Source organism: Shewanella sp. FJAT-51649, from assembly GCF_019457435.1.
Lineage (GTDB): Bacteria > Pseudomonadota > Gammaproteobacteria > Enterobacterales > Shewanellaceae > Shewanella > Shewanella mangrovisoli.
This window is the reverse complement of sequence record NZ_CP080411.1, coordinates 505,551-527,872: the sequence shown is the minus strand read 5'-3', so window position 1 is coordinate 527,872 and position 22,322 is coordinate 505,551. Positions and strand designations below refer to the sequence as shown.

Sequence of the window (22,322 nt, the reverse complement as noted above, 5' to 3'; positions counted from 1 at the left end):
TAAGCACTTTCATTCCAGTGACACGCAGCAAGCACATCCCTGTGTGCTCGACCGTGACATCCATGTCACGGACGGTCACTTTCATGACAGTGCTTAATCCTATTTACCTTTGCGTATCTCTCAAGCAAGCAAAAATGATAAAGCTAAAGCGATATCAAGTAATTACCCTCAAAACTGGATAAAAAACCGCTACCGCAAAAAAGCAAACTCCGATAGCATCATTTATACCAATTTACATGGATGCGACAGCGGCCAAGTCCAACAAGTGATTTATGCCCTGCAAACTGCGCAGCGCATAAATACTAAGACGTTATGAGTTTCTAAAAGTACTAAAGGTTTGAATGAGATATACAAAAAAAATTAAAGACGAGTTGTATCAAAAGGCAAATGGTCAATGTGAGTATTGCGGGAGCGGAATCTCACCTGAAGCCGCTATGATAGATCACATTGTGCCTATTAAAGATGGTGGTACCTCGACTGTAGACAACTTATCAATTGCTTGTCCTAAATGTAACATTCTGAAGGCTGATAAAATACTTGGTAGCATCTCTAACCCAGCAGTGGAGTCAGCCGCCAAGTTATGGATACATGCTTATATTAAGTCACCAGTAATCACGGTCATAGTTTCACTTTTAAGTGTTGTTATTGGTGGTGTTTCTATATATCAGTCAGAAGCTAACAGACAAACTGCGGTTGAGGCTGAACTGTCGAAAAATCTTGAATTTAAGTCACAACTTAGCCAACTGGACGAGACAGAAAAAAGCTTACGAACATTACTCGAATTTGTCGAATCTCAGCGTTTGTCTGTTACGCAGCGAGAAACTGCTATACAAAAACTTGAGTCAGAAAAGCAGAAGTTGGAGCCATTGGTTAATGCAGATAAGGAAACTGTAGAAGCTCTCTTCAAAGTACAAGAAGAGCGTGCTCAGAAAAACGCAGATACAGAGCGGTGGATAGGTTTTGGGTTAGGTATATTGGCATCCGTAATAGCTAGCTTTTTCATGGTGCTAGGAAAGTACTTTTGGGTGTCTCTGCGCAAAAACTCATAACAAATAAGAATAGGCAAGTTTAACGAGACACCCACTGTTAAATTTTGCGGGTGAAACAGAGCATCCACAACTCTTTGATGCTTTAAGTGACCAACAGACAACTCAACAATCAAAGGAATACGCCATACCCTCGGAGTTGCCGCAGGGCGAATAGACAAATTGCGTGAGTCTCGCCATGGATGGCGAACTAGCTTTCGCAGGTGCATGGACGCATCCTTCGGAAGCGATAGCAAATTTGGCAATGAGCACAAGGGGCTTTCAACTCCGTTGGGGACGCCGAGGGATTTCCAAAAGGGGAACAGGCGCTTTTCCCCTTTTGGTCGGGTGTGGGGTGAAGCCCCACGACTTTGACTTTGCTTTTAAAAGCAGTGAGTTTATTAAAACATCCGTTGTTAAATTATGCTGGGTAAGTATTTGATTTTCTCGCTAGTAAGCAAGAGGCAGATACTGCCTAACGGAAAGGTTTTACATGGATGAAAATCTAGGCTCCAAAGGCACATTGGTTAAAAAACCAATAGTGCAAACCTAAGCCGATTAACAGCCCAAGCTTACTAGCAAAGCCTTAAAACTTTGCACTCACAACAACCCCGTTGAAATTAAGACAATCTTTAACTCTTTGCTGCTGAACCGCGCTAAGGGTGTCGATATCATGGAAGGCAAACTCAGAGTGTTCATGGCTTAAGCGAATCACCGCATCGGCAGATGCAAACTCACAACGAAAGATAAAGACTTGGGATTGATAGGCGCTGTGATAATACACACCGCTCAGGTAGTGGACGTTCACCGCCAGCCCCAACTCCTCTTGGCATTCACGCAGCAGCGCTTCGTGAATAGTTTCGCCGGGCTCTAAGGCACCGCCGGGTAAGCCCCAGGCGCAATTGCCGTAATTTGCCTTAAGGAGTAACACTTGGCCGGCATCGTTAATGATTACTGCATGGCTACTGAGCCGAAACCTATCTTCAAATGCCATGTATCAATCCCACGCTAAGGCTGTATATCACTAGTTGCGATTAAAGGTATTGCAGCTGGCAAGCTTGCCAGAGGCAAAACCCGTCTTAAACCATTTTACTCTGTCCGCCGAACTGCCATGGGTAAAGGCTTCGGGTTGCACGGCGCGCCCGGCAAGTTTTTGCAGGCGGTCATCCCCCACGGCACTCGCGGCGGCAATGCCTTCTTCCACGTCACCAGCTTCGAGCAGATTGAGCTGTCTGTCGACATAATGCCCCCACACGCCAGCATAACAGTCGGCTTGCAATTCGAGGGCAACACTCAGTTGATTGACCTGCGCCTTGCCAGCAGCTTGCTGCGCCTGACGCACTTTAGTGCTGGTGCCGAGTAGGTTCTGCACATGGTGGCCCACCTCGTGGGCAATCACATAGGCAAAGGCAAAATCCCCCGGCGCCCCGAGTTTTTTCAGCTCCTCGAGAAAACTCAAGTCGATATAAACTTTGCTATCTGCGGGGCAATAAAAAGGCCCAGATTGCGCCTGCCCCATACCGCATCCCGTTGAGGTCATATTGCGATAAAGCACCAGTTTAGGTTCAACATATCGCCCCTGCAGCAATTGATTCCAAACAGTTTCAGTTGTGCCGAGAATCGCCGCCACAAACTGGGCATTTTCATCTTGAGCCGCGATATTGCTGGCCGATTGTGACTGGCTAAACCCCGCTTGATTGCTCGGTTCTAGGGATAACCCGCCGGTAAAATATTGAAACGCAAAATATAGCCCGCCCAACAGCAGTATCACTCGGCCGATTTTGGTGCGAAGCAGAAACGGCAGCAAGCGCAGCAGGAGCGCGCTGGGTACACCCGACGACGCCATCTGTTGGTCACGTCTGTCTTCGATATTGGAGCTGCGGTCACTGTCACGCCAACGCATTGGATTTCCTAGGCTATGGGTATGGGAGCTAGATTTCAGTGTAGTCGTTATTTGGGATCATTCTGCTCGGCGGGCGCCGCTTTTAACGAGCGCAAAAACAGCCCAAGCCCACCAAAGGCTAACACTAAAATCACGATCAAATCGAAGGCCGACATGGCCCTAAAGTGAAACTGAATTGAGCTTATCACCCCGACAATTAAGGCGACCAATGAGCCTAAGGTAAGCAGCCAACCTAGCTTAGTCTTGGCATCAAAAAACACCATCACTATCCCGAGGATAAACGGCAGCATCACCATGCCTGTGGTGATAGAGAATCCCTGCCCAAAGGCATTCATGCGGTAGAGGCCATAGCCCAAGCCAAAACTGGAACTGACCTGTATCGCATTGAATAACAGATAAAATCCTGCACACATCATGGCAAGCCCAATAAAAAATTGGCCAATACCGCCCTGTGTTCCTCCCGCTCCCTTCATACCAATCCTTTCTATTGACGTTGTTGAATCGCTTTGTCGACAGCTTCTTTAAGCTGTTGGTCCTCTGCAGCCTTTTTGGCTTTTTCGTGGGCTGCCAACTGTTTATCCGCCTCGGCCACGCAGCGCTGTTTATCTAGCATGGGCTCATAGGGGTCGACATCCGTCCGGGCGGAACAGGCTAACTCGGCGCAGGCAGAGGTCAACAGTGATGCGGACAAGACTAACATAATCAAAGGGGTTTTCATCTTCGGCTCCTCAACAAAATAGCTACACTTAACCAAGCTAACATTGGCAAGCTTTACTTGAGCTGTATCGATTATGTGCTCAACCATGTTGACACAGATCCACGAAAGGCAAACACTGAGTGATGTTTTTTTATCCACCCATGACCGACGCCCCATTGGTTCATCACGGGGCTAATTAAGACAAGGACTGCGCTTGAATACTCTACTCTTAGGTAAAGGTGAGCAACAGGTTCACTTAAATCTTAAATATGCCAACCGCCACGGACTGATCGCAGGCGCCACGGGGACGGGCAAAACCGTTTCGCTGATGACCCTTGCAGAAGGCTTTTCCCGCCAAGGTGTGCCAGTATTTATTACCGACATTAAAGGCGATATCTCTGGCCTTGGCGTTGCGGGCACACTAAGCGACAAACTATTGCAGCGGGCGGCCGAAATCGGCATTGAAGATTATCAAACCGAGGCAAATCCCGTGGTTTGCTGGGATCTCGCAGGAGAGCAAGGGCACCCATTACGCACAACCGTGAGCGAGATGGGGCCGACCCTGCTCGGGCGCATTCTCGAACTCAATGACACCCAAAGCAGTATTCTAGATATCGTCTTTCAACTGGCTGATGACCAAGGTTTATTGTTACTCGATCTCGACGATCTTCGCGCCATGCTCAACTTAGTCGCCGATGAACGTAAAGAGGTCTCCGCCAAATACGGGCTTATCAGCGCCCAATCCCTCGCCGCGATTCAACGTTCGGTCCTCGGCTTAGAGCGCGATGGTGGCAAAGACTTTTTCGGCGAGCCTGCGCTACAACTCGAAGACTTGATGCGCACTAACTTGCAAGGGCGCGGCATTATCAATTTGTTAGCTGCCAATAAGTTAATCCTGACCCCTAGCCTCTACTCCAGCTTCTTACTCTGGCTGCTATCAGAACTGTTTGAAAACCTGCCCGAAGTCGGCGATCTCGATAAACCCAAGTTAGTCTTCTTTATCGATGAGGCGCACTTATTGTTTGAAGGCTGCCCTGCAAGTTTGCTTAAACGCATAGAGCAGATTATGCGGCTTATCCGCTCCAAGGGCGTCGGAGTGTATTTTTGCTCGCAGTTTCCTGACGATATTCCCAATGAGATCTTAGGTCAGCTCGGTAATCGCATTCAGCATGCCCTTCGGGCGTATACCCCAAGGGATCAAAAAGCCGTTAAAACCGCGGCGGAGACCTTTGTGCCCAATCCTAAGTTGGTGGTCAGTGAGGTGATCTCACAACTCGCCGTGGGCGAAGCTTTAGTCTCGACACTCGCCGAGAAAGGCGTGCCCACTATGGTGGAACGCGCCCTGATTGCGCCGCCTCGCTGTCGTATGGGGCCCGCAAGCCCAGAGGAGTTAAGCGCCATTCGTGCCAAGAGCCCCATTGGCGGCAAGTACGATACCTTAATCAACCGAGAGTCCGCCTACGAGCGACTCAATCAACGGCACGCCGAAGCGGCCAATGGCGCCACTAGCTCGAAAACGGCGAATACGCCCGCTACCCAAGAGGCGGAGCAAGGCTGGTTTAGCGAACTGATCTTTGGCAATAAACGCCGTCAAGGGTTAGCCGAGACACTCTCTAAACAAGCGGCGCGAACCGTGGGTAATCAACTCGGTAAACAAATATTGCGCGGATTACTCGGCGGCATACTCGGTAAGTCGACCCGCAGGTAACGGTGCAGAGCTAAAACCGTGCGCCAAACCGCATATTTTATATACACATTGGCACTACCATTAGCGTGAATTATTCTAAGTAGTGAGTGGATCTTAGTTAGGATTTAGGTGATAAGATTATTTTGCGAGTACCGCTCAGAGAGGCAAATAAATTCAAGTAATTTACCAATAGTTTTAAATAGTTGTGATTTAAAAATGGTGTAATTCGAGTTTAATCGTTTCGTTTTAATCAGGACATCATGGAACAGGTTTTACGCAAATGGCTTACATGATTAGCCTGATGAACAACCACTGAAAGTACATGGAGTTAGCTATGAGTAAAGAGCAAAAAAATCGCAAAGAGGCCAAGAAAAAGCCGTTAATGACGATGAAGGAAAAACGTGCCGCAAAACACGCCAAAAATGCGTCTAAAGGTCTCCTCGATAACGTTAAATAATATTGTGGCACTTTAGGGTGCGCCTCCAATATCAACAATTAAGGGTTAACTGCGGTTAGCCCTTTTTATTGGCTCGCTCTCGGTTATTGGTTATTAATCCCGCAAACAACACAGATTCAGTTATCAATAAGGTGATGATTTAATTAGCCTAAGCCCTTAACTGAAAATGTCACCTAGACTAAAGCAACATGCACATTGCTTGAGTCTTTTGCTAAGGTTTTATTTACCTAGATCACCCAGAACCACAATCGCAGCTAAGTTACCGATTTATCAGCTTATTCCATTTTAGCCATCACAGCACCCGACGCTCGCTAGCCCTAGTGGAATATTGACGATAAGCCTCATAAATCACGATTTAGACTGCATATAAACTCGTGTCAAAGCCTGTATTTTGAGCAGATTTGGGTATATAAGTAGTGATACTAAAGTAGCAATCAAACAGTCCGATTTACCTTACCCTATATAACACAATAAAAAATAAGGATATTTCAGCATGAAAATCAACAAACGTTTTATCGCCGTTGGCGCAGCATTAACACTCTCACTCAGCGCAGCCTCAATGGCGGCGGCACCTGCCTTTATCAATATCTTAACTGGCGGCACCAGTGGCGTGTATTACCCCATTGGTGTGGCACTGTCGCAGCTCTATGGCTCAGGCATTGAAGGCGCTAAAACCTCAGTGCAAGCCACTAAAGCCTCGGTTGAAAACCTCAACTTGCTGCAAGCGGGTCGTGGTGAATTGGCCTTAGCCTTAGGCGACTCGGTAGCTGCAGCCTATCAAGGCGATGCCGATGCCGGCTTTAAAAAACCATTAGACAAAGTGCGCGTGCTCGCAGCCGCTTATCCTAACTACATTCAAATTGTGGCCAATAAAGAATCTGGCATCAAAACCTTAGCCGATTTGAAAGGTAAACGTATTTCTGTTGGTGCGCCTAAGTCGGGTACTGAACTCAACGCGCGTGCAATTTTTAAAGCCGCGGGTTTAAGCTACGAAGACATGGGCAAAGTGGAATTTTTACCCTATGCCGAATCGGTCGAGCTGATTAAAAACCGTCAGTTAGACGCGACCCTACAATCCTCGGGCTTAGGTATGGCGGCGATCCGCGATTTAGCCGCGACTATGCCAATCAACTTTGTGGAAATTCCCGAAGATGTGATCGGCAAAATCAATAACCCAGCCTATCAACATGGGGTGATCCCAGCAGCCACCTACGAAGGCCAAACCGCCGATGTCTCTACGGTTGCGATTCAAAACCTCTTTGTGACTCAAGCGGGTGTGTCTGACGATTTAGCCTATCAAATGACTAAACTGATGTTTGAACATTTAGACCGCCTCGGCAACGCCCACTCAGCGGCGAAAGCCATTCAATTAGACAAGGCCACCAAAAACCTGCCTGCGCCACTGCACCCAGGTGCTGAGCGTTATTTCAAAGAAGTTGGCGCACTCTAAGGGTGTAACCTCAATCTGTGCGACCCATTTTTCACCTAAGCACTTGAGTGATAGCGTCACTCAAGTGCTGCGTCGCCCTCTGTAGTCTAATGCTGTGAGGCATAAATATGAGCGATTCCGAACAAGGACTAGGCGCTAAGACCAGTGACTGGCCCAAGGCGCTGTTTTACACCGCGCTAGTTTTCTCCATTTTTCAAATCATTACCGCCGCCTTTCATCCCGTATCGACCCAAGTATTACGGGCAACCCATGTGGGCTTTTTACTGTTAATCGTATTTTTAAGTTATCCGGCGGTGGGTAAGTCTCGCCCTTGGCAACCCTTAGGCTGGGTGCTTGGCCTTGCGGGCATGGCAACGGCCGCCTATCAATGGTTTTTTGAGGCCGACCTGATCCAGCGCTCCGGTGAACTCACCGATGCCGATATGGTGATTGGCGTGGTGTTGATTGTTTTAGTGTTTGAAGCCGCGCGGCGGGTGATGGGCTGGGCACTGCCGATTATCTGCTGTATTTTCTTGGCCTACGGCTTATTCGGCCAATATCTCCCTGGTGACTTAATGCACCGCGGCTACGGCGTAGACCAAATTATCAATCAGTTATCCTTCGGCACCGAGGGCCTCTACGGCACACCAACCTATGTGTCGGCCACCTATATCTTCCTGTTTATCTTGTTTGGCGCCTTTTTAGAGCAGGCGGGGATGATCCGTCTGTTTACCGATTTTGCGATGGGATTATTCGGCCATAAACTCGGCGGCCCGGCGAAAGTAGCCGTGGTTTCTTCGGCGATGATGGGCACAATCACGGGCTCAGGTGTCGCCAACGTGGTGACCACGGGGCAATTTACCATCCCCTTGATGAAACGCTTTGGCTACCGCCCCGCCTTTGCTGGCGGTGTAGAAGCCACCTCCAGTATGGGTAGCCAGATTATGCCGCCCATCATGGGCGCGGTGGCCTTTATCATGGCCGAAACCATTAACGTGCCGTTTATTGAAATCGCCAAAGCAGCGTTAATCCCCGCATTATTGTATTTCAGCTCAGTGTTCTGGATGGTGCATCTGGAGGCGAAACGCGCCAATCTCTGCGGCTTACCCAAGGATCAATGTCCCGATCCCTGGGCAGCAGTGAAGGAGCGCTGGTACCTGCTGATCCCGCTGTTTATTTTGATTTACTTGCTGTTTTCGGGTCGTACGCCGCTGTTCTCTGGCATGGTCGGTTTAGCACTGACCTCGATAGTGATCTTAGGCTCTGCAATTGTGCTGCGCCTGCCTTCTAATGCCATGCGCTTTGCCTTTTGGATTGCCCTTGGGGTGTTGTGTGCTGGCTTCTTCCAGATGGGTATCGCCGTCGTCTTTGGGGTTATCGCCTTACTGGTTGCTGTCTGCTGGTTTATCAAAGGGGGCAAAGATACCCTGACCATCTGCCTGCACGCTTTAGTCGATGGCGCTCGCCATGCGGTGCCCGTGGGGATAGCCTGCGCCCTAGTAGGGGTGATTATCGGTATCGTCTCGCTGACGGGGATTGCCTCAACCTTCGCCAGTTACATCCTCGCCGTAGGCCAAGATAACCTCTTCCTCTCGCTGGTGTTAACTATGCTGACTTGTATGGTGTTAGGTATGGGGATCCCGAGTATCCCTAACTACATCATTACCAGCTCGATTGCCGCCCCCGCCCTGCTGGACTTAGGTGTACCACTTATCGTCTCCCATATGTTTGTGTTTTACTTTGGGATTATGGCCGACCTCACACCTCCAGTCGCCTTAGCCTGCTTTGCCGCTGCGCCAATCGCAAAAGAATCGGGGTTGAAGATCAGTCTGTGGGCGATTCGCATCGCTATCGCTGGCTTTGTGATCCCCTTTATGGCGGTTTACGATCCGGCGCTTATGCTACAAAGCGATAGCTGGCTTGCCATCGGCTTTGTGATGTTAAAAGCCACAGTAGGCATAGGTATCTGGGGCGTGATATTTACCGGTTTCTTATTGCAAAAGCTCTATTGGTGGGAACGCGTTATCGGCTTCCTCGCCGGAGCCAGTTTAATCCTTGCGACACCGCTCAGTGATGAAATCGGTTTTGGACTGGCACTACTCTTTATCGTGCAGCACAGCCTAAGAGCGCGCAAACTGAAACGTCTTGCCGAGCAGAGGTAAGATTTTGAGCTTATGCAAAGGTAAGGCAATAAGATGCTAGGTCTATGTTTAGGCCTAGCGGGCACACTGTGGGCACAAGTGCCCACAGAGCAGTTCACCCTAGCATGGAACCACAGCATAGAAAAAATCCGCTGGGAAGAAGACTATCGGGTCACCTCTCAAGGATTACGGCTCACAGAAGCCAGAGTCAAAGGCACGGGCGCGGGAATGGAAATCCCCGATGATGCGGTGTTTAGTAATGGCAGTTGGCATTATCAACCTAAGCTGCCCATGCTGCCGAGTTTACGCTTAGGGCGCACACCCGAGGCGGGGGATTTTGAGCTGTGCTTCACTCGGGCTTCAGGAGAGGCGCAATGCCAAGCCATGAGTCATTGGATTGGTCCACCGAACAAACAAGATGCCGCCGTTGAGGTGTGGGGCTGTGAGCTGTAAATATCACAGTAGGAGGGCGCGCAAGCACGGCGCGTCTACCGCCCATTAGCGGTCAATACTGCTCTCATTCCGAGAGAAGCTGTAGCCGTTTTTCCCTTGGTGTTTAATGCGATACATAGCCGCATCGGCGCGATCGCAGCTTTGAGTAAAACGCTCGCCGTACTCAAAAATATCGATACCGATACTCAAGCTAATCGCCACTTCACAACCATCGAGCAAGAATCGCTGTTGATAAACATCCAGTAAGGATTGCGCGAGCATGCCTAAGACTTCGATATCCGAAGTGGGCAGGACAATCACAAACTCGTCCCCGCCGAGCCGCGCGATCTTCGCCTGCGCACCCGAATGTTCCACTAAGGAATGCGCCACATGCACCAATAAGTTATCGCCAAACTTGTGACCATGGTGATCATTTAAGGCTTTAAAACCATCAAGATCGATAAAGAATAACGCCCCGCGCTGGCCGGGTTGTAATAACTCATCGAAAGCTTTGGCGATGGCTTGGCGGTTCATTAAGTTGGTGAGTGGGTCGCTATGGGCTAGTCGGGCTAAATCCAGCTCGTAGCGCTTTTCTTGAGTGATATCGATATGGCTGCCCATCATCCGCAGCGGCGTGCCATCTGGGAGACGCTCAACAATGCGGCCACGATCCGACACCCAAGTGATGCTGCCATCTTTGTGCAGCATACGGTGTACGACCTGATAATAATCGGCCTTGCCATTCACATGATCTTCAAAGGCTTTGATTACCCAGTCTTTATCCTCTGGATGAAGTTTGCTTTTCCAGCTGTCGACATGGGCGCGAAGCTCCTCGCGGCTAAAGCCGAGTAGTTCGCCCCATTTCACATTGAACAGAGTGAGATTGCCACTGGGAACATGTTGTTCCCACAAACACAAGCCATTGCCATCGAGGGCGGCAAAGAGTTTTTCTTCGGCACGATTATTGAGCGCCGTTAACCGCGCATTTTCACGTTTAAGCTCGGCGATTTCGGCCTGAAGTTGCTTTATTTGTGCTGCAGAATCCGCTACCACGAAAAATCTCTGTCATTAAATTGGGGAATTTTCGTCCAGTGTAAAACAGTTCATGCCTAAGGGACATAGTAAAAAGGATAAAGCCAAAAGGACATAGCAAAAGGGAGAGTGCAAGCTGAGCAAAAGGAGTCAGCCAAATGCTGACCCCATCTTCAACGCGTTACGCTTAATCGCGGGTTAGCACTTCAAGCAATTCAATCTCAAAGGTGAGGTCCGAATTCGGCTTGATATGGGCACCAATTTGGCGCTCGCCATAGGCTAAATGCGCGGGAACGAATAACTTACGTTTACCGCCAACCTTCATGCCCATTAGTCCTTGATCCCAGCCTTTAATTACGCGGCCAGTACCGATCACGCATTGAAATGCCTGACCACGGTCATAGGAGGAATCAAACTGAGTGCCATCCTGCAAAAAACCGCGGTATTGAGTGGTGATCAACGCGCCTTTTACGGCCTCTTTTCCTTCGCCGATAACCAGATCGACAACTTCTAATTCAGTCATTTAATTAATCTCTTCGCCGTCACTTACATTCAAGTGATTCATCAAAGTGCCTATTCTAACATCGCCAGCCGAGCTTGTCGGTGCAGCTCATCCATTTTGTGGCGCAGGTTTAGATACGCCTTTACCTCCCTTTAAATTTGCCGCAGCGCCCCCATATCTACAGAATGCATTGAGCTAAGGAGCCATTCCATGATTATTGCCTGCCCCCACTGTGACACCTTAAACCGCGTGCCCCAAGAGCGGTTAACTGAGCAGCCGAGTTGCGGCAAATGTAAACAGAACCTGTTTGCGGCGGCGCCCATTGAGCTCACGAGCGCCAATTTTATCCATCATGCAAACAAGTCAGAGTTGCCACTCGTTGTCGATTTTTGGGCCAGCTGGTGCGGCCCCTGCAAAAGCTTTGCGCCCACCTTTTCGGCGGCGGCAAAAGCATGGGAACCACAATTTCGCTTCGGCAAAATAAATACTGAGGAACAACAGGCACTGGCGGCACAATTTGGGATCCGCTCTATCCCTACGCTGATGATTTTCAAACAGGGGCATGTTATCGCCCAGCAAGCGGGCGCCTTACCCAAGTCGGCACTCGACCAATGGCTGCAAAGTTATTGTTAGCGTCTGTTAACTTCGCCCATAAAAATACCCAGCTTAGCTGGGTATTTTATTTGAATGGTTCAGAGGCGATTACACTTCCCAGAAGGTGTGGGCAATAATGCCCAGCACTATCATGCTGAGGAAGTTAATTATCATGCCCACTCGCACCATTTCCGACTGCTTGATATGGCCAGAGCCATAAACAATCGCATTAGGCGGCGTCGCCACTGGCAACATAAAGGCGCAGGAGGCCGCAATACCAATCAGCACGGATAGCATAACAGGCGATACTCCTAATGCTTCGGCAATCGCCGCAAATACCGGCACTAACAGCGCCGCGCTCGCGGTATTACTGGCAAACTCGGTCAGCATCACCACAAAGGCGATCACTGCAAACACGAACAGCGACATATGGGTGCTGCCAAAAATATCCGTCATCCAGTGTGCGAGGAACACGCTGGTACCAGTGCTTTTGAGCACAGCACTTAAGGTCAAACCGCCACCGAAGAGGATCAACACGCCCCAATCTGTAGTCGATTCAATCTTCTTCCACCCCACCAGTCCTAAACCCGCCAGCAGCACGACCGCACCGAGTGCAACGACGGTATCAAATTGCGTAATTCCGCCGAGCGCTTTTGCCAGTGGCACACTGAAAATCCAGCAGCAAACGGTCGCGAGGAAGATAACTAAGGTTAGTTTGCCTTGGAAGGTCAGCTTTTGATCTTCAACCGCCAACTCGCACTTAGCCGATAAATCTGGCTTAAAGTACCAATAGAGCGCCAGCAGCATCATAGGCAACATTAAGATCACGGTTGGGATCCCAAACTTCAGCCAATCGCTAAAGCTCAGCCCCACCTGTGCCGCCGCAATCGCGTTTGGCGGACTGCCGACTAAGGTACCAATACCGCCGATGTTGGCGGAATAGGCAATCCCCAATAACAGGAACACATAAGTGCTGTGATATAACTTACGATCGAGCTGCTGCAAAATCCCCAGCGCGAGCGGCAACATCATTGCCGTGGTGGCTGTGTTACTGATCCACATAGACAACAGCGCCGTTACCCCAAACAGCATTAAACAGGCAATGCTGAGTTTACCTTTGGAGGCCAACAGGAGTTTTTGCGCGATCAAAGTATCGATCTTTTGATGGTGCAGCGCCGCTGCAAGTACAAAGCCACCGAAAAACAAATAGATAATTGGATTGGCAAAGTTACTCATGGCTTCTTTGGTTTCAAACACCCCAAAGAATACCGCCAAAATAGGCACTAAAATCGCCGTGATACTGATGTGAATCGCTTCGGTTAACCACAAGATAGCGGCGAACACTAAGATAGCCAGACCCGTATTGACCCCTTGGTCAAAGGGTAAACCGTAATACAGCGCGAATAGCAGCAAAATATCCGCGACTAAGATCAGCATTTTTTTCTTTTCAAGCCCGACATTCGCGGACGAATGATTGGGGGGAACAGACTTTGATTGCTCTAAGGACATGGTGACAACCTTCATACCATTATTTTTTTAGGCAAATTTAGGGCATAGGTCACACTAGTCAAAGCAGTTTATTTTGTTGTTTTGCTACCCAGCAACCACAAATGCTGCTGACAAAAGGCGCACAAACGCCATTTTCGAGATAAAAATCACCTGTTTTTGATCTGAACTTATGTACATAATTTTCAAACGGATAAAATTTGAGCGAAAGACAGATAAAGCTGTAACTGAATAAATATTTAAAACTGTGACCCATGTCAAACTTCAGTTTTACATCAAGTGATAAAGGCTGAATTTAATCTTAATAACAGTAGTTAAAACCACAATATCAGCCGCAATAACGAAGTTACAGATAAACATATCGACAAACCATTAACAGCATCACCCTCTATTTAATTACATTCAAACAACATGCATCGTTTGTCGTGCATTTGTTCGGGTCGCCACCAATCACTTTGCAACAAAACAATGGTGAGTAAATCACCCATAGCGATATTCAACTCAGGCTCTCACACAGCGCATAACAACTGGCCAAGATTTAACCAAAGCTCAACAAAGATTGCAGAGGTTGCCAACTCCACTTATATTTCAGCTAGAACCTCAATTGGGTATTTAAAATATCGCTTTAAATAGCCAAAGGCTTTAAGGGGCATAAGTATGGAAAGAAGATTCAACCCTTTAGACTTATCTGATAACGCTCAGGGACATCAGATCTGCCTTCCCGTCGAGTTTGTGCAAGCGCTCGCAGTGGCGAATTCACTTCAAGAAGTACTCGATACCGTTTCCCAATGGCTCTACCAACTGTTTGATGCCGAAAGGGCCAGCATTACCTTGAGGGACGACGCCGACTTTCTCAAAATCTATTCCATCCGTGGTAACAAAGCGATCCCGCTCGATTTCAGGGTGCCTATCGCCAATACCCTTGTGGGTCGCGCCTTCACGGAAAAGACGGTACTCATCTGCGATGAATTAGATAAATCCACCGAACTGGACTGTATTATGCTGGCGCAACACGGCATGCAAACCTGTATGGATGCACCGCTGCTTTATGGCGATGTCTGCCTAGGCACGCTCAATGTCGCCCATAAGAAATCATCCTATTACAGTGAGTTACATGCCATAGAGTTGCAATGCTTAGCCAATTGGATTGGCCTTAACATTAGCCTGCGTCTGCAACTGAAAGAACTCGAATACCTTGCCTCGACCGATCACCTGACTGGCGCCGCCAATCGACGGGTTTTTACCCAAAAAATCCGCCAAGCCATGACCGAGTTCCATGAAAATGGCCAATCGTTTTTCTTTGGCTTGATGGATATTGACCATTTTAAGATGTTGAATGACCAATTTGGTCATAGTGCAGGCGACTATGTGTTGCAGCGCATCGTCGCCATTTCCGAAACTATGATGACCAGTCCGGGGAAATTCTTTCGCATTGGCGGCGAGGAGTTTGCGATTATCTTCCCCGAGCAAAGCGAGTATGAGCCCTTGCGGTTTTTTAACGATATCAGGGAAGCGATTGCCCTCGCCGCGATGGATTACGATGGCATACCAATCAGTGTGAGTGTGAGCATTGGGTTTACCGCAATGCACATTCATGACAACACTCCAGAATCCTTACTGAGGCGCTCGGATAAGGCGCTCTACCAAGCCAAACTCGCTGGCAGAAATCGCGTGCTCATGTTTAACAGTGCGCAGGCATAAAGGTAAATAACAGGGACGTTATAAATCCTTTGCAGAAAAAACGCACAATAAAACTGCAAGTTGGTAACATTTAAAACTCATTATCTCTATGAATAATAAACACAAAAATTATTCACCATCTCAGTCAATCTAACTCACTTTACCCCGTACAACATTCGGCCTAAAGTCGCGCCCGTAATCTCCTTCTGTTTATTTTTTTACCTGTTTTGGTACCGCCAGTGGAAAATATCGCGTTAACGCCATCGACTCAAAAGCCTGGGCTGTTTGTGCCTGTAGCAGGCTTAAGCCTATTTGCCCTCGCCTCGGGCTATTTGATGAGTTTGATCCCGCTCTCACTCAGTTATTTTGAGCTCAGTCTCGATCTCGCGCCGTGGCTCGCGAGTATTTTCTACTTAGGCTTATTATTGGGCGCACCTTGTATCGCCCCCATAGTGGCACGCATCGGCCACAGTAAAGCCTTTATTCTGTTTTTGAATGTCTTATTGTGCAGCGTTGTGGTGATGGTTTTGCTACCACAGAGCAGCGTTTGGTTAGCCGCCCGTTTGATCGCAGGCCTCGCCGTGGCGGGGATTTTTGTGGTTGTCGAGTCTTGGTTGCTAATGGCCGATACCCAAAAACAGCGGGCCAAACGCTTAGGACTTTATATGACCGCCCTCTACGGTGGTACGGCAATTGGACAACTCGCGGTCGATTATTTAGGTACCACGGGCAACCTCCCCTATTTAGTGGTGATAGGTTTACTGGCCGCCGCCAGTTTGCCCGCGTTATTAGTTAAGCGTGGTCAGCCGCAATCGAGCGAGCAACACTCGATTGCCCTGTCAGATCTTAAAAACCTGAGTAAACCCGCCGTGGTCGGTTGTTTAGTCTCGGGATTATTACTCGGCCCCATTTACGGCCTATTGCCTGTGTATGTGTCGCAGGACATGGGATTTGCCCAGCAGACGGGGCAATTTATGGCGTTAATCATTATGGGCGGCATGATAGTTCAGCCCTTGGTGAGCTATTTATCTCCACGCTTCCAGAAGAGTGCCTTAATGGCCGCCTTCTGCTTAATTGGCGCTGCGGCACTCTTCTTACTGACGCAAAAATCCCTTGTTGGACTCTGGCTAGGCTTTGTGTTGCTGGGCGCCTGCGCCTTTGCCCTCTACCCTATCGCCATCAGTCTGGCCTGCGATCATCTGCCCAGCAGTCAAATTGTGTCTGCAACCCAGATTATGTTGCTCAGTTATTCCGTGGGTTCGGTTATCGGCCCAGTTGCCGCCAGTCGCTTTAATCATATCGAGCATGGCTTGCTACTCTACTTAGCCGCAAGCTTTGTGCTGACCTTTGGTTATCTTGGTGCGCACTTACTGCTACGGAGCAAACCCCGCTTACCGACGGCAAAAGCATAGTGCTGGTTGACCGAGTGAATAAAAATGGGCGCCGATAAGGGCGCCCATTTTGTTAGGAAGTTTGTTGCGTTAACGCTGCTACAGGCTCAGCGCTGGGAATGGCCCAGACACTGTCCTGCGGACCATTGAACACGCGCTGGCGCGTGAGTCGATATCCATAATAGAACACACAGCTAAAGCCGAGCGCCACCAGATCGACTCCAAGCGTTGCCGCAGAATGGGGCGCCCATAAGCCTAAACTTGGCACTAACAGCCCAATCATAGAAGTAATAGGCATGGCCAAAGTCGCAAAGGCGCACAGGGGTAAAATCAGCAGCGCCGCCCTAGCCGCGCCGCGCCAGAAGGCATAAGCCACTAAAACGGTAAACACCAGATAATACAGCCACAGGTAAATATGATTAATATTACTCACATGCGCGTAAAACCATTTGCCCAGCAGCATGCTCACCGCCAGAGCAGCAACCGAACCCAAGCAAATCCCCACGGTGGCGCTCGCCATTAACCGACTGGCACGGGTCTGATCACTCGCCTGTTTTTTACGTCGCTTTTCCAGCCACAGCAAATTACCGCTATAAAATAAGAAGGCGCCGCTCAAGCCTAAGAAGAAATATACCCAACGCCCGAGGTCGCCTCCATAACTGCCAAAGTGCAGTCCAAAGAATACCGCGACCGATCTGGCCCAAATGCCATTTTCACTCGCATCAATCGTGCTATTCGACACTTTAAGACTATAAGGGTGCATGTATAAGTAGTCGGTGACTGGCCCACGCATAAAACCATCAGGGTTATATAAGCCTAAACGCAAGGTCGCACGGGGATTATTCAAGTTCATAAAGGTCATTTCATGCACTTGATACTCGGGCGCCAACTCCTGCACCTTAGCTAGAACGGTTGTGATCTTAGGTAAATCGGCAAGTGTGTAAGGCGTTCTGTCGGGCGCTGGCTGGGCAAATAATGGTTTTTCACCATAAACCATATGCTTAAGCCCATCATAAAGCTGATCATGGAAGGCAAACACTATCACACTTAGACTGATCACTAAGTGAAATGGCAGGCTGGTAATACCGACTAAGTTATGGGCATCGAGCCAGAAACGGCTCTCGCCCTTATCTTTACGCAGGGCAAAAAAGCTCTTGGTCAAGGTAGGTAATAAGAAGATCACCCCAGAAACAAGTGCCATGAAGTATAGGAAGGCGGCAACACCCAGCACATAGACACCCGCCTGATCGTGGCCGACCTCACCGGCAATCCCCGCAGTGCGGTGTAATTGATCAATCAGCTCGGCCAACTCGCTTGGCGTGCTGAGTTGGGTGACTAATTGTCCCTGCTCGTCGAGGCTAGCATGCCAAAGCTGATTACTCATGCTGAGTTCACGCTCCGAGCCCTGCTGATACCAGGTCATCGGCGACTGATGCTCATCATTCAAATGCAAACTAAAGCCGTTTTTCGCCTTATCGTCCCGCGCTAACACCTGCGATACTAAATCATCGAGCCTATCGCTTGAGACTTGCGGTAAAGTCACAGAAAGCGGCATTGACCAAGCGTCAATCGCCCCCTTAAACATAGTGAGCGAGCCAGCATAAAAGCCGATAAACAATACGATTCCGGCGATGATCCCAGTCCAAATATGGATAGACTGATACACCCGTAACACATCACTGCGAACTTTCATCCCTTATCACCTAAAGGTATATAACACTATATAAGTCAAAATGTTAAACAGGCCCAAATAGCCGATAGCCCTGAGTCCAGTTTTAAACAAATAGCTAAAACTTAAGATCAGTAACCAAATGGGCGTAATCAACCACATATTGAACTGCACCTTAGTGTTGGCATCGATTCCGCCCGGGCCAAACCAAGCAAATAATCCCACTAGGCCTAAGGCTAAGGTGAAGCCTAAAATCAACCCCGCCAGTGACTTAGTCCACCAGTCTGGTTGTAATTTGTCATTTTCAGCTAAGCGCGCCATGGCTTATTTCCGCCCGATAAGTGAGATAAAAGGCACTAGCCCAGTCAACAACATCAACAGGGCTAACCAAATAAAAATCGCGGCGCTAAGGGTAAAAAGGCTGAGCCAGCCTATAAGGCTAGCGACAGCCATGCCGTAGGCGAGTAAACGCCAAGGCCGCTTAGGAAGGGAGCTTGCCAAGAGTTTTTGCTGCTTGTTGGTCAAATAAAATAACAAGCAGGCTACAAGCGTCGACAACAAAAAGACGAGTTGCAACACGGGATCGTATCCTCTCACCACAAAGTGTTAGCGTATTAGCTGTCATGTTTCTTGGTCACACCCTCGACCAGTGCCAAATAACACAATGAAAGCCATAGAAAAACTGAGTAAATTTGCGGGACTCTAGCTTTGATGAGAACAGTTCGCAATAAGATTTACACTGTAAGTATGGAGAATAGGATCAGAGTCACGTGACAACGACTTTGCTTAGGGATGATTGCTATGCATTAACCATTAAGTTACATTTTGCGGCAAAATGTAATCTAAATGATTAAAAAACAAACCGTATTCTACCCCGATAAATATAAATTCCACCTATCGCAACACATCAGCAAAGGAAGCTACATGATTAAAAATGAACTCAATCTGCCGAGCTCCATCGGCCTCTCTAAAATCATCCCTGTGGTGATTTTATTGATCCTGTTTATCTCATTATTTGGTAGTTGGTATACGGTCGACCAAGGTGAACGTGGGGTAATCCTGCGCAACGGTAAGATCATCGGCACCGCCGAGCCAGGACTGGGCTTTAAGCTGCCGCTGTTTGATACAGTCGTAAAAATCTCGACCCAAACCCACACCACCAGCTACAGCTCATTGCAGGCCTATAGCCGCGATCAGCAACCCGCGACCCTTAATGCATCGGTAACCTTTAACGTGCCGCCGGATCGCGTTGAAGAAGTCTATGCCAACTTTAAGAGTATCGATGCCATGGTGGCGCGCCTGCTCGACCGCCAAGTACCGACGCAAGTCGAAAACATTTTTGGTAAATACACTGCGATTTCGGTCGTGCAGGAGCGGATTAAATTCGGTATCGATGTCACCAGCGCCATCACCAACTCGGTCAAAGGCCCCATCGAAATCACTTCGGTGCAGATTGAAAATATCGACTTTTCCAATGCCTACGAGAAGTCTGTAGAAGACAGAATGCGCGCCGAGGTTGAGGTACAAACCCAACTGCAAAACCTCGAGAAAGAAAGAGTTAGCGCCCAAATCGCCGTGACTCAAGCGCAGGCGGAAGCCGACTCGCAGCTCGCCCGCGCTAAGGCCGAGGCTGAAAGTATCCGCATCAAAGGGGATGCAGAAGCCTCTGCCATTAAGAGCCGCGCCGAGGCACTGGCACAAAATCAAAACCTCGTCGAACTGACCAAGGCCGAGAAATGGGACGGCAAACTGCCTACCACAGTCCTGCCCACAGGTACCCTGCCCTTTATCGATGCTAAAAAGTCGAACTAATAAACGACTAAGCATCGCTAGTAAGCTATGTGCTACTAGCGATGCGCATTAGGCTTTACCATAAAAAATCCCCAGTCATTGCTGGGGATTTTTATTTAGCGTCAGCGCTATGAACAGCAGTCACTGCGGCGCAGCCAACTGCGAGGGATTTTCTCGAACACCACCTTCGCCATCAGCAAGGCGAGCACAATGCCAGAGGCAGTGACTAACCACTCGGACAACATTTGGTGCTGCTCACCAATTTGTGGCATCACCTCAAAACCAAAGTTGGCCACTAGATAATTCACTAAGGCTCCAGCAACTAAGGCAACACCTAACACACCGCCAAGATAACCGTAGAGCGCACGCTTACCCAGCTCCTTAGTCACTACGCCTAAGGTGGCAATATTGGTCGCAGGGCCTGCCATCATAAACACCAGCACAGCACCGGGAGATACGCCTGCGAGCAACAAGCCCGCCGCAATCGGCGTCGAAGCCGTGGCGCAGATATACATAGGTACAGACACTAGCACCATCACCAGCATGGCCAGCAATCCATCGCCCCACTTAGCTAAAAAGTCTGCTGGAACATAGGTTTGTACTAATGCTGCGAAAAATAACCCCACCAGCAGCCAGAGGGTCGTATCACGCACCAGATCCGTCGCCGCATATTTAAGACCTATGCCTACACGTGCAATCACAGACTCAGACTTAAGCTCGGTCGCCATATCCTGTGTAGATGCGCAGCAGCTCTCGCCTTCGGTTTGATGGCTATCAGCCGTTTTCGCGCTTGAGCTACCACAACAAGCGCCCTTCTTCACTACGACTATTTTTTCAGGCGCGGCAGTTTGAGTGCCACAGCATGATCCCGCACTCTCTGCATTTACGGAATGGGCTTTAGCAGCATTAATCATAGTGACAGCGCCCATGCTTGAGCCGCCAGTTGCCATTAGACTTGGCGCCGCCATCGGCGTCATTTTGATTTTTGGCTCGGCTGCTGACGCTTTCGCGTTATCACTGCCGCAGCAGGAAGACTTAACTGGCGTGATTGCGGGCGCCTTAGTCGATGCGCAGCAGCTTTTTACCGCTTCGGCTTTTACCACTGTCTCTGTCGACGAAGATTTTGAAGCACAGCATGAAGCAACAGGAGCAGCACTAGCTAATGCCTTGTCTGACTGGGCCTTGTCTAACTGGGCCTCGGCCTTAGCCGCTGGCGTGCCATCGTCATCATCACGCCCTACTAAAAGGCCCGCTACAATGGCGCTAGTGATAGCCGCAATCGGCCGCACTATCGCCATAAAAGGGCCGAGTAAGACGTAGGAAACGGTCACAGAGTCGACCCCTGTCTCAGGTGTCGAGACTAAAAAGGAAGTCGTTGCCGCTTTCGATGCGCCAGAACGGCGCAGCCCCACGGCGGCGGGGATCACACCGCAGGAACACAGAGGTAAAGGCGCGCCCAATAACGCCGCCTTAACCACGGTTTTAAAGCCATGTCCGCCGAGCTGCTTTTGCATCCACGCCATAGGCACAAACACTTTGAGTAAGCCCGCCAGAATCAAGCCGAGCAGTAACCAAGGGGCGGAATCTAAAAACAGATCGATAAAATTCTTCAGTAACATAATTAATTCCCTGACTTATCTAGGGTTGTGGTGCAATCTGCGGCGCCATGGTCATGCTCAACGCGTACTCGTTCGGTGCTCGACTCTAGCGCTTCTAAAATCGAGCAATGTTCGGCGCTACGCGGCCCGCCGCAGCAGGCATCCGACAGACTCTGTAAGCTGGTTTGAAAATGCAATAACTCGGCAATTTTGGCTTGCACCTGTGCCAGCTTGAGGTCGACCATGCCCTTAACATCGGCACAGGCCCAGTTGGATTTGTCGAGGTCGATAGACAACAGCTCACTGATTTCACTCAAGGTAAAACCCACCGCCTTCGCCCGCAGAATAAAACGAAGCCGCGCCGCGTCCGCATCGGTATAGACCCGATAGCCAGAGTCGGTACGGCTCGAAGGCGAAAGCAGGCCGTGTTTCTCATAGAATCTGAGGGTGTCGGCCTTAACCTCGCATAAATCGGCTAACTCACCAATTCGGTACATAATTAATCCTTTGCAGTTTTACTCGAATCATCTCAAGCAACACTGACAATCAATATGATGAAGCGAGTATAAACCTTAGAGCCTACTCCAAGGTCAAGGGCTATTTTGAAATTTACACCTCGCCCAAAAATCATTCCACTTTGTTCTGATATCAATATTGTGAAATCGCGCAGAAAAAACACCCGTAAATCCAGTTTTACGGTAGAATACGCGCGCCTGACGCTGGGACAAAAAATATAAGTAGGACCAAGGGGCTTTTGGAAAGCAGAATCCGATAGAAGTTGTTCTGTT

Annotated in this window: 22 protein-coding genes; 10 read left to right on the top strand and 12 right to left on the bottom strand. The window is 49.1% G+C overall.

All coding sequences use genetic code 11. The annotated features are described in order from the left end of the window. The first annotated feature begins 341 nt into the window (after positions 1-341). Positions 342-1,049, top strand: a complete 708-nt coding sequence (locus K0H59_RS02365; protein ID WP_220054539.1) for an HNH endonuclease — start codon at positions 342-344, stop codon at positions 1,047-1,049. Between the two features lie 562 nt (positions 1,050-1,611). Here the strand turns inward: K0H59_RS02365 and K0H59_RS02360 are convergent. From K0H59_RS02360 to K0H59_RS02345, 4 genes are read right to left on the bottom strand one after another with little or no spacing between them, the layout of a single operon-like run. Then, on the bottom strand, positions 1,612-2,019 hold the full coding sequence (locus K0H59_RS02360) for an NUDIX hydrolase (protein WP_220054538.1): 408 nt from the start codon (positions 2,017-2,019) through the stop codon (positions 1,612-1,614). A gap of 30 nt (positions 2,020-2,049) precedes the next feature. After that, entirely contained in the window at positions 2,050-2,928 is an 879-nt protein-coding gene (locus tag K0H59_RS02355) for a neutral zinc metallopeptidase (protein ID WP_220054537.1), read from the bottom strand. A gap of 47 nt (positions 2,929-2,975) precedes the next feature. After that, the gene (locus K0H59_RS02350) at positions 2,976-3,401 is read right to left on the bottom strand and encodes a hypothetical protein (protein ID WP_089068603.1); all 426 of its coding nucleotides are present in this window, start codon (positions 3,399-3,401) and stop codon (positions 2,976-2,978) included. Between the two features lie 11 nt (positions 3,402-3,412). After that, positions 3,413-3,646 (bottom strand): hypothetical protein, encoded by a 234-nt coding sequence (locus K0H59_RS02345; RefSeq protein ID WP_011621266.1) that lies wholly within the window; start codon positions 3,644-3,646, stop codon positions 3,413-3,415. 193 nt (positions 3,647-3,839) lie between these two features. Here K0H59_RS02345 and K0H59_RS02340 point away from each other — a divergent pair, with 193 nt between their 5' ends. From K0H59_RS02340 to K0H59_RS02325, 5 genes are all read left to right on the top strand, one after another. Then, positions 3,840-5,333 carry a helicase HerA-like domain-containing protein gene (locus K0H59_RS02340; RefSeq protein ID WP_220054536.1) on the top strand — a complete coding sequence of 498 codons (1,494 nt, stop codon included), beginning with the start codon at positions 3,840-3,842 and terminating at the stop codon, positions 5,331-5,333. Positions 5,334-5,646: 313 nt separating this feature from the next. After that, complete coding sequence (locus tag K0H59_RS21195; protein ID WP_039978852.1) at positions 5,647-5,769, top strand: hypothetical protein; 123 nt, start codon at positions 5,647-5,649, stop codon at positions 5,767-5,769. Positions 5,770-6,262: 493 nt separating this feature from the next. After that, positions 6,263-7,219, top strand: coding sequence for a TAXI family TRAP transporter solute-binding subunit (locus K0H59_RS02335; protein ID WP_011627359.1), 957 nt, complete (start codon positions 6,263-6,265; stop codon positions 7,217-7,219). Positions 7,220-7,326: 107 nt separating this feature from the next. Then, on the top strand, positions 7,327-9,360 hold the full coding sequence (locus K0H59_RS02330) for a TRAP transporter permease (protein WP_220054535.1): 2,034 nt from the start codon (positions 7,327-7,329) through the stop codon (positions 9,358-9,360). A 33-nt stretch (positions 9,361-9,393) separates the two neighbouring features. Further along, on the top strand, positions 9,394-9,792 hold the full coding sequence (locus K0H59_RS02325; RefSeq protein ID WP_220054534.1) for a DUF1850 domain-containing protein: 399 nt from the start codon (positions 9,394-9,396) through the stop codon (positions 9,790-9,792). A gap of 45 nt (positions 9,793-9,837) precedes the next feature. Here K0H59_RS02325 and K0H59_RS02320 read toward each other — a convergent pair whose 3' ends face one another. Both K0H59_RS02320 and K0H59_RS02315 read right to left on the bottom strand, forming a co-directional pair. Beyond that, entirely contained in the window at positions 9,838-10,824 is a 987-nt protein-coding gene (locus tag K0H59_RS02320; protein WP_220054533.1) for a sensor domain-containing diguanylate cyclase, read from the bottom strand. 166 nt (positions 10,825-10,990) lie between these two features. Then, positions 10,991-11,326 (bottom strand): FKBP-type peptidyl-prolyl cis-trans isomerase, encoded by a 336-nt coding sequence (locus tag K0H59_RS02315; RefSeq protein ID WP_011621259.1) that lies wholly within the window; start codon positions 11,324-11,326, stop codon positions 10,991-10,993. Between the two features lie 189 nt (positions 11,327-11,515). Here K0H59_RS02315 and trxC point away from each other — a divergent pair, with 189 nt between their 5' ends. Beyond that, positions 11,516-11,938 carry a thioredoxin TrxC gene (gene trxC, locus K0H59_RS02310; protein ID WP_220054532.1) on the top strand — a complete coding sequence of 141 codons (423 nt, stop codon included), beginning with the start codon at positions 11,516-11,518 and terminating at the stop codon, positions 11,936-11,938. Between the two features lie 69 nt (positions 11,939-12,007). Here the strand turns inward: trxC and K0H59_RS02305 are convergent, their stop codons facing one another. After that, positions 12,008-13,408 (bottom strand): DASS family sodium-coupled anion symporter, encoded by a 1,401-nt coding sequence (locus tag K0H59_RS02305; protein WP_088211888.1) that lies wholly within the window; start codon positions 13,406-13,408, stop codon positions 12,008-12,010. Between the two features lie 654 nt (positions 13,409-14,062). Between K0H59_RS02305 and K0H59_RS02300 the strand changes: the two genes are divergently transcribed. Together K0H59_RS02300 and K0H59_RS02295 are read left to right on the top strand one after the other, a co-directional pair. Continuing rightward, positions 14,063-15,106, top strand: coding sequence for a diguanylate cyclase (locus K0H59_RS02300; RefSeq protein WP_011715661.1), 1,044 nt, complete (start codon positions 14,063-14,065; stop codon positions 15,104-15,106). 218 nt (positions 15,107-15,324) lie between these two features. Then, positions 15,325-16,497 carry an MFS transporter gene (locus tag K0H59_RS02295; protein ID WP_011715660.1) on the top strand — a complete coding sequence of 391 codons (1,173 nt, stop codon included), beginning with the start codon at positions 15,325-15,327 and terminating at the stop codon, positions 16,495-16,497. Positions 16,498-16,549: 52 nt separating this feature from the next. Here the strand turns inward: K0H59_RS02295 and K0H59_RS02290 are convergent, their stop codons facing one another. The 3 genes from K0H59_RS02290 to K0H59_RS02280 are packed head-to-tail and all read right to left on the bottom strand — an operon-like array spanning position 16,550 to position 18,724. Continuing rightward, positions 16,550-18,169, bottom strand: coding sequence for a PepSY domain-containing protein (locus tag K0H59_RS02290; RefSeq protein WP_220054531.1), 1,620 nt, complete (start codon positions 18,167-18,169; stop codon positions 16,550-16,552). A 6-nt stretch (positions 18,170-18,175) separates the two neighbouring features. Further along, the gene (locus K0H59_RS02285) at positions 18,176-18,466 is read right to left on the bottom strand and encodes a hypothetical protein (protein ID WP_220054530.1); all 291 of its coding nucleotides are present in this window, start codon (positions 18,464-18,466) and stop codon (positions 18,176-18,178) included. Between the two features lie 3 nt (positions 18,467-18,469). After that, entirely contained in the window at positions 18,470-18,724 is a 255-nt protein-coding gene (locus tag K0H59_RS02280; protein WP_088211891.1) for a hypothetical protein, read from the bottom strand. 345 nt (positions 18,725-19,069) lie between these two features. On the opposite strand from K0H59_RS02280, the gene K0H59_RS02275 reads away from it, so the two are divergent. Continuing rightward, complete coding sequence (locus tag K0H59_RS02275) at positions 19,070-19,957, top strand: SPFH domain-containing protein (RefSeq protein ID WP_011715656.1); 888 nt, start codon at positions 19,070-19,072, stop codon at positions 19,955-19,957. 107 nt (positions 19,958-20,064) lie between these two features. On the opposite strand, the gene K0H59_RS02270 is transcribed toward K0H59_RS02275, so the two are convergent. Together K0H59_RS02270 and zntR are read right to left on the bottom strand one after the other, a co-directional pair. Continuing rightward, a complete protein-coding gene (locus tag K0H59_RS02270; protein ID WP_220054529.1) occupies positions 20,065-21,555 on the bottom strand; it encodes a permease in 1,491 nt (496 codons plus the stop codon). A gap of 2 nt (positions 21,556-21,557) precedes the next feature. Beyond that, a complete protein-coding gene (gene zntR, locus K0H59_RS02265; protein ID WP_220054528.1) occupies positions 21,558-22,031 on the bottom strand; it encodes a Zn(2+)-responsive transcriptional regulator in 474 nt (157 codons plus the stop codon). Positions 22,032-22,322: the final 291 nt, after the last annotated feature.